The sequence below is a fragment of the Rhizobium sp. BK376 genome (assembly GCF_004341625.1).
Classification (GTDB): domain Bacteria; phylum Pseudomonadota; class Alphaproteobacteria; order Rhizobiales; family Rhizobiaceae; genus Rhizobium.
On record NZ_SLZG01000008.1, the window covers coordinates 43,201 to 57,300 of the forward strand.

A 14,100-nucleotide genomic window follows, 5' to 3' on the forward strand; every position below is an offset into this window, starting at 1 on the left:
GGTCGCGTCGCCGATCACGTCCGTCAGCCGATCATGCCCCTTAGCCAATCATGACGGCGAAATCCGATCCTTGCCATTTTTCGTCCTGAACCCAGAAAATGGCAAAGCGGATGACGGTACCGGCCTCAATGGTAAGCGGCAGATCGAAAATATGCGTGCCGAGGCCGGTGTTGCGCGTAAGCGTGTCGGTTATCGTCGCCCAATCGTCTGAGGACCAGTGGATGATCGCAGGCGCCATCAGTTCGATGCGCAGCGGTCTTCCCCAGTCCACCCGCTCGACCATGGATGTCAGACGCCAGGCTATGGGGGCTACGGGCGGCCTGTTCTTCACATAGCGTTCAAGTGTTTGCGGCGGCGTGTCGAAGACCGCGCCGTCCCTCAGCGAGCGCAGCAGCTTGATATGCTCCGCATGCGCCCAGACCAGCGGCATGGCGCTGCCGGAGGGCTTTCCAAGGAAGAGTTCGCGCCCGGGAATATCGGCCTCATCCCATATCTGCTCCGGCAGAAGACCACCTGAGCTGGCAGAGGCCTCAAGGGCGGCGAGCAGGCGCTTTGCTTCGGCGACATTGCCCGCCGCAAGCTCGTAATGGGCTCGCTCGCCGGTCAGGAGAGGCCAGAGACGGCCTATGCCTATGCCGTGAAAGGGCGATCCGTCCTCCTGCTCGCCATAGCCGTCGTCGTTGTAGCGATACCAATAGGGTCCGGCAGGCAGCTCGCGCTTCAGCAGGAAATCGATCGCAGCGATCGTATTCAGGATACGCGGATCGTCAGCGGCCCGAAGGCCGAAGCGGACGAGGGCCAGCGCATCGGGGCTGACGAGGAGGCCAGCTTCCAGTGCTTCGCTGCTGTCCGGCCGGTTCTTGATTGGGATCAGGCCATGGGTCCGCGGCAACCCGTCCTCGGCGGCGAGTGCTATGCGCATATAGTAGCCGTCGATGCCGAGCTCCCTCGAGAGGTCCGTGTCGGCGGCATAGGTCCAATCTTCGATGCGCTCGTTCCAGCCGTCGGCCACTTCGCGAAGATATTGCGCCTCCTCGTTCATCCCTGCCACCTGCATCGCGTCTGCGGCGGCCAATAGTGCCGCGATCTCGACCGCGAGCGTGAAAGGCGAATATCCGCCGTCCTCTTCCCAGCGATCCTGCTGGGTCGCCGGTCCGTTGCGGATGATGTAGCTTGCGGCTGCCTCGATCATCGGCAGATACTGGTCGGCCTCTTCGGGCGCTATGGCCTTGGCTCTGAGCAGCATGTCGTAAAGCAGGATCGGGAAGGCGGTCTCGTCCATCTGGATGCCGTACCAGTAGGGCCGGCCGTCGAGCCAGGCGTTCTGGACCCAATGCCCGTCTCCTTCCTGGATGGCGACGAGATAGTCGAGCACGGATCGTGCATCCTTCTCGCTGCCGGCCGCAAGGAAGCCGCCGGCGGTTTCGACGAGGTCACGCGTCCAGACGAGATGGTAGCCGCCGATATCGTCATCGCTCTTGTTGAAGCCCCAAGGGATGGAAAGGCTGGCGATGATGGCGCCCGAGGCATCGTCGCGATGGGTGGCCAGCACCGACGTGCTGACGCGGTAGCGGTTCAATGTCTGCGGATCATGGGGTTCGTCGAGCGGCAAGAGACCGGACTGCCATTTCCGCCAGCCGGCACGATATTGCTTCAGCGCGGGCCCTACACCTTTCTGGAGGCTGAGGAGCGCGCGGAACGCCGATTCCTCCGGCTGCGTTCCGAAGCCGAGCGCGAGCACCGCGCCGCCTTTTCCAGCAATAAGATCGATCGTTCCGGAGAGAGCGACATTGCCATATTCGGCGCGCTGGAACTCAAGCCGCAAGCCTTCACCCTTGTGCAATGTCTGCCAGCCGTCCGACAGTCCGACATAGCCTGCCGACCGGGCGATCCAGGGCGTGGAGGAGGCAACGGCGAGCGAACGGCCGGCTCCCTGCGCAAAGAGCATCTGGCGTCCCTTGAAGTCTCCATACCATGCGGTGTTGTCAGCTCCGGCATTGACGAGGTGCGGGGCGACAAGCGCGTGCAGCCGATAGTCCTGGAGCTGGCCGACCAGAGCCTCAAACCGGATATCTTGGAGAACCACCTCGCGCTCGGGATCGGTCAGAATGATCTTGGTGATACGGTAGCGGCCATCCTTGGCGGTGTTGACCAGCCGAAAGGCGGGAACGCCGTCCTCGATCATCTCGACGGTGTGGTCGGTATCGCGCTTCTCCTCGGAGAAGTAATCATTGGCAGTGACGACGAAGCCGAAATCGCGGATGCTGGCCATGTCGAGACGGGGCGCGTAAACCTCGTTGAGGATGCCGTGGCTGGCCGTGAACCAGACCTGGCTTTCGGGGCTGACGGCGGTGCCGACGGCGCTCTTGTCGCTCGAAGTCCAGCGTGGCTCAATGCCGGGGGCGCCGGGTGCATCTGTCGTATCCATCGTCTGGTCGTCCTTTGATGAGGCAAGCTCCCGATTTTCGACCGTCGCCCGAAAAAGGGCTGGCGGCGATCGTGAACGAAGTTGCCCAAGTTGACGTCGCGTTCGGCATCTAAAACTGTAATTTGCCCGACGAATCGTAGAAACGATAGCCGGCGCGTGAGCGGGCCCTAGATAAATATCGACTTGATGGTCACCGGGTGGAAATAGCGGGATTGCCCAAGGCGGCAACCGGAACAAGGAGTGGCAGATGACCGATGAAATTGGCGCGGCGATCAACCAGAGTCTGAAGACGAAAAAGAGTGCGCAGAAGACGGTGCTGGCAATCGATCTCGGCGGATCGCATGTCAAGGTTTCGCTCAGCACGATCGGCGGAAAGCGGGCGGTGGAATCCGGGCCGCATATGACGCCAAAGCAGATGGTCGAAGCCGTCAAGGATCTTGCTTCGGGATGGGATTACGACGCGATCGGCATGGGCTATCCCGGTCCGATCGCCGACAACAAGCCGGCGCTGGAACCGCACAATCTCGGCAGCGGCTGGAAAGGGTTCGACTTCCAGGCGGCATTCGACAAGCCTTTGCGATTGGTCAACGATGCCATGATGCAGGCGATCGGCAGCTACGAGGGCGGGCGGATGCTCTTTCTCGGACTAGGCACCGGGCTCGGCGCGGCAATGGTGGCAGAGAATGTCTGCCTGCCGATGGAGCTTGCGCATCTGCCCTACAGGAAGGGCAATACGTTCGAGGACTACGTTGGCGAGCGTGGTCTGCAGCGTCGCGGCAAGGCCAAGTGGCGCCTGTCGGTCGTCGACGTCGTCGAGCGGCTGCAGGCGGCGCTCCAGTCCGACTACATCGTCATCGGTGGTGGCAATGTCGATAAGTTGAAGGAGCTTCCGCCCAACTGCCGGCGCGGCTCGAACGAGAATGCTTTCCTCGGTGGCTTCCGGCTGTGGCAGGACGAGAAGCTCATCGTTCGCTACTAGGATTTTCTCGAATCATTCCAGTGGTTACCCGGGCTTTGTTACAGCAGCGAATTCTTTCAGGATGCTCGCGGTTTCAGCATTCGCCGGGAAGAAGGATTCCACTGCAAGCTCGGACAAGGTGATATCCACTGGTGTGCCGAACACCGTTATTGTCGAGAAGAGCGAGAGGATACCTTTCTCGGTCTCCAACTCGAGCGGAACGACGATGCCGCCATAGTCGCGCTCAGGCGACGGTTTGTTTCGCCGCGCGGACGGCTCCGGATAGGCGGACAATTCGGTCAGGAGGCCGGCAAGCACACGGTCACGGGTGGAGGATATCTGCTGGTGCAGGCGCTCCAGAAGATGCGTGCGCCACTCAGCCAGGTTAATGATCTTCGGTGCCATGCCCTGCGGATGCAGGCTGAGGCGCAGAACGTTGACCGGCGGTTCGAGCAGTGCTGCGTCGGCGACGCCGGTCAGCAGAGGCGCAACCGCTGCATTGGCGGCGATCAGCGTCCAGTGACGATCGACAGCGAGCGCGGGAAATGGCTCATGCCCCTTCAACACCATGTCGACAGCCTGCCGAGCCGGAGCTAGCGCTGGATCGTCCAGCGAGCGCTCGGCGAAGACAGGAGCAAATCCAGCGGCCAGCAGCATGGGGTTTCGCTCCCTCAGAGGCACCGCCAGCCGCTCCGCCAGATGGAGAAGCATCTCTCGGCTGGGGGTGGCGCGCCCGCTCTCGATGAAGCTCAGATGCCGTTGCGAGATGTCGGCTTCGAGGGCGAAATCGAGCTGGCTCAGGTGGCGGCGCTGCCGCCATTCGCGCAGGTAGTCGCCGAGAGAGCGGGCGGCCGTCGTCATGCCGCCTCTGCCGGAAGCTGGTCGATAAAGCCATTGACCGTCTTCATCCGATCGCCGTCCAGAAGCGCGAAATCCGTGCCCATGATCATGTCCGGCTGATGCTGCGGCCCGAGCTGCCAGGAAAAGCGCAGATTGTCGCCATGGCGGTCGGCTGGCTTTACCAGGGAAAAGCGGAAGCCAGGGAAGCGGTCGTGCACCGCGGCGACCAATCCATCGATCTCGGCATAACCTTCGGCCTTCATCATCGGATCGACATAGACCGCATCTTCGGTCCAGCACTCGGCAATCATCTTGCGCCGCCGATCCGCATCGGTTTCGTTCCAGATCGCGATGTAACGCTCGGCCAGTTCAGTCGCATCAAACATTGTCTCGTCTCCTTTGTGATCGCCCGGTCCATCCAGGCCTCGCGATCATGCGAAAGGCAGCATGCAGCATCAATTACGCCAGAGGTAATTGAACGAGGCAATAATAGAGCAAAGTGCTCTTTAAAAACCCAGCCAAACCCGCACGGGATTGGACGGATCGGCGATCAGCTTGATCGCGAAGGCGATGCAGACGACGACAAGCAAGGGCTTGATGATCTTTGCGCCGTTGCGCATGGCGAGCCGCGATCCGGCCTGCGCGCCGAGGAACTGACCGACGCCCATGGTCAGGCCGACCTTCCAGAGAATTACCCCGTAGGACATGAAGACGATCAGCGCGCCCAGATTGGAGCCGAAATTCAGGAGCTTGGTGTGCGCCGTCGCCTTCAGGAGGCCGAAGCCGGCGAGGCTGACGAAACCGAGCATCAGGAAAGATCCGGTGCCGGGGCCGAAGGCGCCGTCGTAGAAGCCGATCAGCGGCACCAGCGTCAATCCGAAGGCAAGCGCGCTCATGCGCCGGTGCTTTTCGACATCGCCGAGATTGGGCTTGAAGGCGAAATAGAGCGCAATCGCGATCAGCAGGAAGGGCATGACGATGCCGAGAACCTGGCTTGGCATGATGGTCGCCAGTGCTGCGCCCAATGCGCCGCCTCCGACAGCCATCAGAGCCATCGGCAATTGCTCGCGCAGCTGGACGTGACCCTTGCGGGCATAGGCGAGCGTTGCCGAGCCCGCGCCGAATATGGACTGCACCTTGTTGGTCCCAAGCGTCTGCAACGGTGGAATACCTGCGATCAGCATAGCGGGTACGGTGATCAGACCGCCGCCGCCGGCAATGGAATCGACGAAACCGGCAAAGAAAGCGGCGGCAAAGAGCAGAAGAAGAAGGTGGAGGGTAATGTCTTGCAAGATGAAGGACTCTGGGCGATTGGAATGGTGCGCCTTGTTGCATTCCATGGCCTTGCCAGCAATTGCCATTCCGACACAGTGCGGCAAAATTGACGAATCTGGTGAGCGGTGGAGATGTCGGTAGATCCTGACGTGAAAGATACGAGCTATCCGCGTCATTCCGATGCGGACGCGAGGCGTTTCGTGCTTGGCGTGGGCTGCGAGCGCGGGGCCTCCATTGCCGATGTCCGCGCGCTTGCCGAGGAGGCCCTGTCTGCAGCGGGAATTAGGGCGGGGCAAGTGGCATGCCTCTCCTCGATCGACATGAAGCGGGAAGAACCTGCAATTCTTGCGCTTGCAGATTATCTCGAGGTGCCGCTTCGTTTCTTTGATGCCGCGACGCTGGAGAGGGAGACGCCGCGGCTGAAGAACCCTTCCGAATTGGTCTTTGCCCGCGTCGGCTGCCACGGTGTGGCCGAAGCTGCGGCTCTGGCTGCTGCCGGACCTTCGGCGATCCTTGTCGTGCCGAAGCTGAAATCGGCGTTCTCGACCGCCGCGATCGCTGAAATCTGCTGAAAATTCGGGATTTCTGACCTGATTCACCGCAAGCTGTGACGAAATCGCTCAAAATCGCGTCGGATATTGCAGAAATGGCGTCTGCCGGTATGGTGAGGCATTTCGCCGGTCATCCCGTGACGCGGCGACTGAATAGCAAGGAATAATCATGCACAAAGTCATTTACGACACGGACCCTGGCGTCGACGATGCCATGGCGCTCCTCTTTTTGCACCGCCACCCTGACATCGACCTGCTTGGCGTAACGACGGTTTTCGGGAATGCGTCGGTCGAGACGACGACCCGCAATGCGCTTTTCCTGAAGCGCGAATGGGGCATTCCGTGCCCCGTCGCCAAGGGCGCCAGCGTTACCTTCGATCCCTCGCGCCAGGAACGTGCATGGCCGACATGGGTTCATGGGGTTAACGGCCTCGGCGATATCGACGTCCCCGAGACAGTCGATATTTCACCCGATCCGCGTCCGGCCTACCAGTTCATCATCGACACCGTGCGTGCCAATCCGGGCGAGGTGACCCTGGTCGCGGTCGGTCGCATGACCAATCTGGCGCTGGCGCTGAAGCATGACCCTGACATCGCCAGGCTGGTGAAGGATGTCGTCATCATGGGCGGCTCCTTCTACGTGCCGGGCAACGTTTCGCCGGTCGCCGAAGCCAATATCCATGGGGACCCGGAGGCCGCCGATGTCGTCATGACGGCCGCCTGGAAGGTCGTGGTCGTCGGCCTCGACGTAACGGCGGTCACGACCATGAGCCGCAGCTATCTGGGCGAGATGGCGAAATCGGGCGGCAAGTCGGTCCAATTGCTCAACGATCTGTCGCAGTCCTATATCGACTTCTACAAGCATGCGGTCGAGGACGGCATGATGGTGCATGACAGCTGCGCCTGCGTCTATGTCGTGGCGCCCGAATTGTTCGAGACGATCACCGGCTCCGTCCGCGTCGTCTGCGGCGGCATTGCCGACGGCCAGACCATCGTGAAGCCGGATGGCAAGCGCTTCCCACCAGGCGACTGGGACAATCTGCCAAGCCAGATCGTCTGCACCGGCATCCAGTCGGAAAAGGTCATCGACCTTATCCGCGATGCGATCCTGACGGCTTAAGCCGCCAGATCACCCGGGAGTAAGGAGGCTCGCCGCAGATCGCGGCGGGCCTCGTCTCTATTAGCGGCCGCCTTCCATCTTGCGGTGCCGCTGGTTGGTGCCACCGTCGCCATAGGGATAGGATGACGGCTGCGGTGCGCTGATGTCGTTCAGCGTCGCCATTTCTTCTTCGGTGAGGCGCAGCTTGGCCGCGGCCAAGTTATCGGCGAGTTGCTCCTTCGTGCGGGCACCGAGAATGACCGACGTTACCGCCGGTCGTGCCGCGGTCCAGGCGAGGGCAACCTGCGCCATGCTGACATCCCAGGCCCTTGCGATCTTTTCCACTGCTTCGATGATCGCCCAGGTGCGTTCCTGGGCGTTACGCTGGGCATAGGATTCCATACCGCGGGATGGATTTTCGCCAAGGCGGGTGGCACCGGTCGGCGTATTGTCCCGCTTGTACTTGCCCGTCAACCAGCCGCCGCCAAGCGGCGACCAGGGCAGGAGCCCCATGCCAGCATCCTGGCAGGCCGCGACGATTTCGAGCTCGATGTCGCGGACCAGCAGATTATATTGCGGCTGCAGCGTCACAGGGCGCGTGTAGCCCTGCGCCTTGGCGATTTCGGAAGCCTTGGCAATGTGCCAGCCGACATAGTTGGAAAAACCGTAATAGGCGATCTTGCCTGCACGAACCGCGTCGTCGAGGAAGCGCAGCGTCTCCTCGATCGGCGTCAGCGCGTCCCAGGCATGCATCTGGTAAAGGTCGATCTGCTCAATGCCGAGGCGGCGAAGCGAATCATCCAGCGCCTTGCCGAGATGGCGGCGCGAAAGGCCGAGATCGTTCGGACCCTGTCCCATCGGGAAGCGCCCCTTGGTGGCGATGACGGCCTGGTCGGCTTCGGTCGGTCGCGCCTTCAGCCAACGGCCGATGATTTCCTCGGACTTGCCGGCGCTGTAGACGTCGGCGGTATCGATGAAGTTTCCGCCGCCGGCGAAATAATCGTCGAGCAATGTGTGAGATGTTTCCTCATCGGCCTCGTTGCCGAAAGTCATGGTGCCCAGGCAATAGGCGGTGACGATAGCCCCGGTGGGACCGAGCTTGCGATATTCCATTCCTGCCTCCTCTTTCGGAGCGCCGGCGGCGACGCAGACAGCCGTCGAGCAGAGCCAACGCTCCCTCATTCAGTCGCTATGTGTTGGTTGACACGGCAAATGCCGCCAAGTGATCCGGCGATCTGTGCCGGCGCGCAGACGATAGTCGACTTTTGTAACTTCAAGAAATCAAAATAATGAAAGCTGCGCTCTGATGCGTCTGCGCAATTCCGGACGCAAAACCGCTGTTGGCTTTTGCTGGAATTGCCTTACGGACCGTTCGCCAGGGCAAGAATGAGTTGCTGGATGTTGCCATCCTTGCTCATCTCGACGCGGTCGAATTCGGTGTCGCGCTGCCGCTGCTGCAGGGACAGGTCGCCGAGGCGCTTCGTCAGCTCGACGCGGATTTTCTTGCAGTCCGGATCATCAGGGGCCGACAGGCCGACGCTCGTCTGCTCGATTTCCCTGACCAACTGCTTGATGCTGTCGCCATGGACCGCCTCGTGCTTGCGCACGCCCGCGATGAAAGTCTCCCAGCTTTGGCGGACCGGGGCGGGGAGCGTCGATGCGGGCCTGGGCAGCGTGTAGGTAATAATCAATTTCGGAACGGCTGAGACGAGGACGCACGCATTGTCTTGCGGAACGTATTGCCGGGTCCAGGTCAGCTTGAAACCTGTATGCGCGATCGTGCGCCCAGTGCCGAGAGTAGGCCCGTGTTCGCCGATCGATTCGTAAAGTTCAGCGCCGGTCTTACCTGTGATGGGATAGGTCTGCACCTTTTCGACCGCCTGCCATTCGGCAGATGCGGCAATCGGCAGCGCCCCTGATATCAGCGCCGTTAGACAAACTTTCAGAATCGCCTTCACGCATCCTCCGGACAAGCTTTGCGGTGCGAAGACTAGCGTTGGCGGATTGCGCTTTCAATGCTGTCCGGTGGCGTTCGATGCCGCAAACGAACATCCGCTTCGGCGGCATTGCTGCCAATATTGCAATTCCGCCCGACCGGGCATAGGACAGCTTGGATGAACGACACCGCATTTTCCAATCTTCCGGCGATCGAGCCGGGCAGCGTCTGGCTCGTGGGCGCCGGGCCGGGCGATCCTGGGCTCTTGACGCTACTTGCGGCCAAAGGGCTTTCGGAAGCCGATGTCATCGTCCATGACGCGCTCGTAAATGAGGATTGCCTGAAGCTTGCCCGTCCGGGTGCGGCGGTGGAATATGCCGGCAAGCGGGGCGGAAAGCCGTCGGCGAAGCAGCGCGATATTTCGTTGCGCCTAGTGGAGCTTGCCCGCTCTGGGAAGCGGGTGTTGCGGCTGAAGGGCGGCGATCCCTTCGTATTCGGTCGCGGCGGCGAGGAAGCGCTGACGCTCGTCGAACATAATATCCCGTTCCGGATCGTGCCCGGAATTACGGCCGGCATCGGTGGCCTTGCCTATGCGGGAATTCCCGTGACGCACCGCGATGTCAACCATGCCGTCACCTTCCTGACCGGCCACGATTCATCGGGTGTCGTGCCTGACGCAATCAATTGGGAAGCCATCGGCAAGGGCTCTCCTGTTATCGTCATGTATATGGCAATGAAGCATATCGCTCAGATCAGCGCCAATCTCATCGCTGCCGGTCGCTCGCCGGACGAGCCGCTCGCCTTTGTCTGCAATGCCGCCACCTCGGCGCAGCAGGTGCTGGAGACGACGTTGGGCGAGGCCGAGGCAGCGGTTGCCGCCTCCGGACTGGAGCCGCCGGCGATCGTCGTAGTCGGCGAGGTTGTGAAGCTCAGGCCGTCGCTCGATTGGCTCGGCGCGCTGCAGGGACGCAAATTGCAGCCCGCGCCGCATGCGGCCGACGGCCGGAAGGCATCGGCATGAGCGGCCTGCTCATAGCGGCACCTTCCTCCGGGTCCGGCAAGACCACGGTGACCCTGGGATTGCTGCGCGCGCTAAAGAAAAAGGGAATTCCCGTCGCACCGGGCAAGGCTGGTCCGGACTATATCGATCCGGCCTTCCATGCGGCTGCCGGCGGCACGCCTTGCCTCAATTTCGATCCATGGGCGATGCGGCCGGAGTTGATCTCAGCCAACGCATCCCGACATGTGGCTGGCGGCAAAACCCTGGTCATCGAAGCAATGATGGGACTTTTCGACGCGGCGGCTGACGGCAAGGGATCGGCGGCGGACCTTGCAGCCCTGCTTTCGCTCTCGGTCGTGCTTGTCGTCGATGCCTCGCGGATGTCGCAATCGGTGGCAGCCCTTGTTAGCGGCTTTGCCAATTTCCGCGCCGATATCCGCATCGCCGGCGTCATTCTCAACCGTGTCGGCAGCGAGCGGCATGAGACGATGCTGCGGGATGCACTTAATGCGATACGGATGCCCGTCATTGCGGTCGTTCGCGCGGACAAGAGCCTGGCGCTGCCGGAGCGGCATCTTGGGCTTGTTCAGGCCGGAGAACATAACGGTCTTGAGGATTTCATCGAGCGTGCGGCGAAGGCCGTTTCCGCGGAATGCGATTTCGAAATGCTGCTGCGCGCGGCGCATCAGGGCATGAAGCGCGCGGCGGCAGCGAATATCGAGCGATTGCCGCCTTTGGGTCAACGCATCGCTGTTGCGCGCGACATCGCCTTCGCCTTCTCCTATGAGCACATGCTGCTCGGCTGGAAACGGCGGGGAGCCGAGATTTCCTTCTTCTCACCGCTTGCCGACGAAGCGCCTGCGATTGATGCGGATGCGATTTATCTGCCCGGCGGCTATCCGGAGCTGCATGCAGGCAAACTTGCCGCCGCGGGTCGCTTTCTTGAAGCCATGCGATCGGCGGCAGCCCGTGGCGTGCGCATTTACGGTGAATGCGGTGGCTACATGGTGCTGGGCGAGGGCCTTGTTGACGCATCGGGCGAGCGGCATGAGATGCTCGGTCTTTTGCCCGTCGTCACCAGCTATGAGACGCGCGAACGCCATCTCGGCTATCGGCGGGTAAAGCCACTCGCGGGCTCTTTCTTCGATCGCCCGATGACGGCTCATGAGTTTCACTATTCGACGATCGTTTCCGAGGGACAGGCGGAACGGCTGTTCAGCGTCCACGACGCGCGTGGCACGGATCTCGGCCTTGCAGGCCTGCAGCGAGGGAATGTCGCGGGCTCCTACATGCATCTGATCGATATCGCTCGCGAGGCTGCATGAGCGGCAGGATATTGCATGGCGGCGGCATCACCGCGGCGGCGCGGCTGTTCGGCGGGAAGCCCGAGGACTGGCTCGACCTATCGACCGGCATCAACCCCAATCCGATTGTGCTCCCCGAAATTCCGGTTTCGGCATGGCATCGATTGCCGGATCAATATTTGACAGAACGGGCACGCAAGGCGGCGGGGGATTATTACCGGAGCGGCGACATTCTGCCATTGCCGGTCCCCGGGACGCAGTCGGTCATCCAGCTCCTTCCACGCCTTGCCGGACGGGTCGGGCGCGTCGCGATCCTGTCACCGACCTACGGTGAGTATGCCAAGGCATTCGAGGCAGCTGGTTTTGAGATTGACAGGATTTGCGATCTCGATGTGGTGGGTGGCGAGCATTCAATCGTCGTCGTGGTCAACCCCAACAATCCGGATGGCCGGGTGATCGGCGTAGAGCGCCTGCGGAAAATGCACGATCGATTGGCGGCGCGGGACGGTTTCCTCATCGTCGACGAGGCCTTCGGCGACATGCGGCCCGAGGCGAGCCTTGCTCCGGTTTCAGCTTCGATGCCGAATCTCGTCATCTTTCGCTCCTTCGGCAAGTTCTTCGGCCTGGCCGGCTTGCGCCTCGGATTTGTCATCGCCAAGGCTTCCCTCCTCGATTGCTTCGAAGACTGGCTCGGTCCATGGGCGGTCTCGGGCCCCGCTTTGTCGCTGGCGGCCTCGCTGCTTACCGAGGATACAACATCGATCCGAACACGCATCGCCGAGCGCCGAAATGCGCTTCAGGAGGTCTTGTCAGGGGCGGGGCTGACGGTTGCCGGCGGTACGGAACTTTTCGCGCTCGTTGCCGATGGCCAAGCGAGCGACATATATTCGCATCTCGGCCGTCATCACATTCTGGTCCGCAAATTCGACTATGCGGCGGATTGGTTGCGGTTCGGCCTTTGCCCCGACGAGGATGCCGACATCAGGCTCGCCGAGGCTCTTGCGGATTTTAAGACATGATAATCGACGAACACCTGCTCATTCTCGTCCTGGCCCTGATCCTTGACCGAATCCTCGGCGATCCGGACTGGCTCTGGTCACGGATGTCGCATCCCGTCGTCGTTTTCGGCAAGCTGATCGAAATCTTCGACCGAAGGTTCAATCTCAAGCATCTGCCGGGGATGATCCGCCGCCGCAACGGTATCATGTCGATCGTGGCCCTGCTCTTCATCGCGCTGATTGCCGGTTGGGCGGTGCACGGTTTCCTCGCCTTCTTCGGCTGGCTCGGCATCATGCTGGAAGCGCTTCTGGTTGCTGTTTTCATGGCGCAGAAAAGCCTTGCGGACCATGTCAACGAGGTTTCCAAGGCATTGCGGAGCGAGGGTCTGGAAGGGGGACGCGCTGCCGTTTCGCGCATCGTCGGACGGGATCCCGAGACATTGGACGAGGCGGGGATCTGCCGCGCAGCGATTGAAAGCCTGGCGGAGAATTTCTCCGACGGCGTGGTGGCGCCGGCGCTCTGGTACGCCGTCTTCGGGCTGCCGGGACTGTTCATTTACAAGATGCTGAACACGGCCGATTCGATGATCGGCCACAAATCGGAAACCTATATCGACTTCGGCTGGGCGGCCGCCCGGCTTGATGATCTGGCAAACTGGCCGGCGGCGCGGCTGTCGATCCTGCTGATTGCCGTTGGGGCTTTTGCCAAGAATGGCCTTGCTGCACTGGGCAACACCATACGCGTTGCGGTTCGCGACGGCGGGCTGCATCGCTCGCCCAATTCCGGGCGGCCCGAAGCCGCCATGGCGGGCGCATTGGATATCCAGCTTGCCGGTCCGCGCGTCTATGGGGGCGAAATGGTTCGCGAGCCGATGATCAACGGGGCGGGCAGGGATATCGCGACCGTCAGCGATATCGAGGCCGGCGTGTCGATCTTTTATTCGGCCTGTTCGGTGCTTGTCGCCCTGGCGTTCGTCGCCTTTCTGATGCTGCTTTAATCGCTTCCTTAATGCGTCGGGTAAAATTCCCGCGACAATATTGTGATCGCGATCAGCATGGGTATTAAGCAAATGTAATCTCGCCTTCAATAGTGTCTCCCGGGGTTCTGAATATCCAAAAGTGGATTTTATGAAGGGGACGATTATGACGAAGACAATGACGGCTCTGGCCGCGATTTTATGTTTGCAGTTTCACGTCGCTTCGGCAAATGCCTCTGTTCTGGTGGCCCAGGTCAACATTCCTACGCAGACGATGACGGTAACGGAAGACGGCGTCACCATGTATCGCTGGAAAGTTTCGACGGCTCGCAGGGGCTATGTTACGCCAGCGGGCTCCTATACTGCGAAATGGCTGTCGCGCGACCATCATTCGAAGAAATACGACAATGCGCCGATGCCATACGCGGTTTTCTTCAATGGCGGCTATGCCGTTCACGGGACGTATGAGCTGAAGTATCTCGGCCAGCCCGCTTCGCATGGCTGCGTTCGCCTGCAGCCGCAGAATGCCGCGACTTTCTTCTCGCTCGCGCAGGAAGCCGGGCTCAGGAACACGCACATCATCATCGGCGACTGAATCGCAATGAGCGTCGGTGATGCGCTCAGGGCCGGTGCGAGAAGGCGTTCTACCTCTCATGGGGCGCCTTTCGCCATGAGGCACCTTGTTTCATTGCTCTTTGGGCAACAGTTATTGGGCAAATTTCCGGGGCTTCGGG

General features: G+C 61.2%; 14 protein-coding genes. 8 read left to right on the top strand and 6 right to left on the bottom strand.

What is annotated here, in order from left to right; all coding sequences use genetic code 11:
• Window positions 1-40 precede the first annotated feature (40 nt).
• The gene (locus tag EV561_RS19695; protein ID WP_132524009.1) at window positions 41-2,428 is read right to left on the bottom strand and encodes a glucan 1,4-alpha-glucosidase; all 2,388 of its coding nucleotides are present in this window, start codon (window positions 2,426-2,428) and stop codon (window positions 41-43) included.
• A gap of 247 nt (window positions 2,429-2,675) precedes the next feature.
• Here EV561_RS19695 and EV561_RS19700 point away from each other — a divergent pair, with 247 nt between their 5' ends.
• Complete coding sequence (locus tag EV561_RS19700) at window positions 2,676-3,407, top strand: ROK family protein (RefSeq protein ID WP_132524010.1); 732 nt, start codon at window positions 2,676-2,678, stop codon at window positions 3,405-3,407.
• Between the two features lie 24 nt (window positions 3,408-3,431).
• On the opposite strand, the gene EV561_RS19705 is transcribed toward EV561_RS19700, so the two are convergent.
• From EV561_RS19705 to EV561_RS19715, 3 genes are all read right to left on the bottom strand, one after another.
• Window positions 3,432-4,247, bottom strand: coding sequence for a helix-turn-helix transcriptional regulator (locus EV561_RS19705; protein WP_132524011.1), 816 nt, complete (start codon window positions 4,245-4,247; stop codon window positions 3,432-3,434).
• Entirely contained in the window at window positions 4,244-4,612 is a 369-nt protein-coding gene (locus EV561_RS19710; RefSeq protein WP_132524012.1) for a nuclear transport factor 2 family protein, read from the bottom strand. The genes EV561_RS19705 and EV561_RS19710 overlap by 4 nt, the downstream gene beginning before the upstream one ends.
• Before the next feature lie 120 nt (window positions 4,613-4,732).
• Window positions 4,733-5,518 carry a TSUP family transporter gene (locus EV561_RS19715; RefSeq protein WP_132524013.1) on the bottom strand — a complete coding sequence of 262 codons (786 nt, stop codon included), beginning with the start codon at window positions 5,516-5,518 and terminating at the stop codon, window positions 4,733-4,735.
• 114 nt (window positions 5,519-5,632) lie between these two features.
• On the opposite strand from EV561_RS19715, the gene EV561_RS19720 reads away from it, so the two are divergent.
• Entirely contained in the window at window positions 5,633-6,073 is a 441-nt protein-coding gene (locus EV561_RS19720) for a cobalamin biosynthesis protein (RefSeq protein WP_132524014.1), read from the top strand.
• A 148-nt stretch (window positions 6,074-6,221) separates the two neighbouring features.
• Window positions 6,222-7,172: a nucleoside hydrolase gene (locus EV561_RS19725; RefSeq protein WP_132524015.1), complete on the top strand. Its 951-nt coding sequence runs from the start codon at window positions 6,222-6,224 to the stop codon at window positions 7,170-7,172.
• Between the two features lie 60 nt (window positions 7,173-7,232).
• Here the strand turns inward: EV561_RS19725 and EV561_RS19730 are convergent, their stop codons facing one another.
• Window positions 7,233-8,264, bottom strand: a complete 1,032-nt coding sequence (locus EV561_RS19730) for an aldo/keto reductase (protein ID WP_132524016.1) — start codon at window positions 8,262-8,264, stop codon at window positions 7,233-7,235.
• A gap of 248 nt (window positions 8,265-8,512) precedes the next feature.
• Window positions 8,513-9,109 carry a DUF922 domain-containing protein gene (locus EV561_RS19735; RefSeq protein WP_132524017.1) on the bottom strand — a complete coding sequence of 199 codons (597 nt, stop codon included), beginning with the start codon at window positions 9,107-9,109 and terminating at the stop codon, window positions 8,513-8,515.
• A 156-nt stretch (window positions 9,110-9,265) separates the two neighbouring features.
• Here EV561_RS19735 and cobA point away from each other — a divergent pair, with 156 nt between their 5' ends.
• The 5 genes from cobA to EV561_RS19760 all read left to right on the top strand — a co-directional run bounded on the left by cobA (window position 9,266) and on the right by EV561_RS19760 (window position 13,961).
• A complete protein-coding gene (gene cobA, locus EV561_RS19740; RefSeq protein ID WP_132524018.1) occupies window positions 9,266-10,108 on the top strand; it encodes a uroporphyrinogen-III C-methyltransferase in 843 nt (280 codons plus the stop codon).
• The gene (locus tag EV561_RS19745) at window positions 10,105-11,412 is read left to right on the top strand and encodes a cobyrinate a,c-diamide synthase (RefSeq protein WP_132524019.1); all 1,308 of its coding nucleotides are present in this window, start codon (window positions 10,105-10,107) and stop codon (window positions 11,410-11,412) included. Before cobA ends, EV561_RS19745 begins: the two co-directional genes overlap by 4 nt.
• Window positions 11,409-12,410, top strand: coding sequence for a threonine-phosphate decarboxylase CobD (cobD, locus tag EV561_RS19750; RefSeq protein WP_132524020.1), 1,002 nt, complete (start codon window positions 11,409-11,411; stop codon window positions 12,408-12,410). Before EV561_RS19745 ends, cobD begins: the two co-directional genes overlap by 4 nt.
• Window positions 12,407-13,387, top strand: coding sequence for an adenosylcobinamide-phosphate synthase CbiB (cbiB, locus tag EV561_RS19755; protein ID WP_132524021.1), 981 nt, complete (start codon window positions 12,407-12,409; stop codon window positions 13,385-13,387). Before cobD ends, cbiB begins: the two co-directional genes overlap by 4 nt.
• 145 nt (window positions 13,388-13,532) lie before the next feature.
• On the top strand, window positions 13,533-13,961 hold the full coding sequence (locus EV561_RS19760; RefSeq protein WP_132524022.1) for a L,D-transpeptidase: 429 nt from the start codon (window positions 13,533-13,535) through the stop codon (window positions 13,959-13,961).
• Window positions 13,962-14,100: the final 139 nt, after the last annotated feature.

What these genes read in the sequence shown, in the direction of transcription:
- EV561_RS19695 (WP_132524009.1), bottom strand. Translation starts at nt 2,428, where the DNA reads ATGGATACGACAGATGCACCCGGCGCCCCCGGCATTGAGCCACGCTGG.
- EV561_RS19700 (WP_132524010.1), top strand. Translation starts at nt 2,676, where the DNA reads ATGACCGATGAAATTGGCGCGGCGATCAACCAGAGTCTGAAGACGAAA.
- EV561_RS19705 (WP_132524011.1), bottom strand. Translation starts at nt 4,247, where the DNA reads ATGACGACGGCCGCCCGCTCTCTCGGCGACTACCTGCGCGAATGGCGG.
- EV561_RS19710 (WP_132524012.1), bottom strand. Translation starts at nt 4,612, where the DNA reads ATGTTTGATGCGACTGAACTGGCCGAGCGTTACATCGCGATCTGGAAC.
- EV561_RS19720 (WP_132524014.1), top strand. Translation starts at nt 5,633, where the DNA reads ATGTCGGTAGATCCTGACGTGAAAGATACGAGCTATCCGCGTCATTCC.
- EV561_RS19725 (WP_132524015.1), top strand. Translation starts at nt 6,222, where the DNA reads ATGCACAAAGTCATTTACGACACGGACCCTGGCGTCGACGATGCCATG.
- EV561_RS19730 (WP_132524016.1), bottom strand. Translation starts at nt 8,264, where the DNA reads ATGGAATATCGCAAGCTCGGTCCCACCGGGGCTATCGTCACCGCCTAT.
- cobA (WP_132524018.1), top strand. Translation starts at nt 9,266, where the DNA reads ATGAACGACACCGCATTTTCCAATCTTCCGGCGATCGAGCCGGGCAGC.
- EV561_RS19745 (WP_132524019.1), top strand. Translation starts at nt 10,105, where the DNA reads ATGAGCGGCCTGCTCATAGCGGCACCTTCCTCCGGGTCCGGCAAGACC.
- cobD (WP_132524020.1), top strand. Translation starts at nt 11,409, where the DNA reads ATGAGCGGCAGGATATTGCATGGCGGCGGCATCACCGCGGCGGCGCGG.
- cbiB (WP_132524021.1), top strand. Translation starts at nt 12,407, where the DNA reads ATGATAATCGACGAACACCTGCTCATTCTCGTCCTGGCCCTGATCCTT.
- EV561_RS19760 (WP_132524022.1), top strand. Translation starts at nt 13,533, where the DNA reads ATGACGAAGACAATGACGGCTCTGGCCGCGATTTTATGTTTGCAGTTT.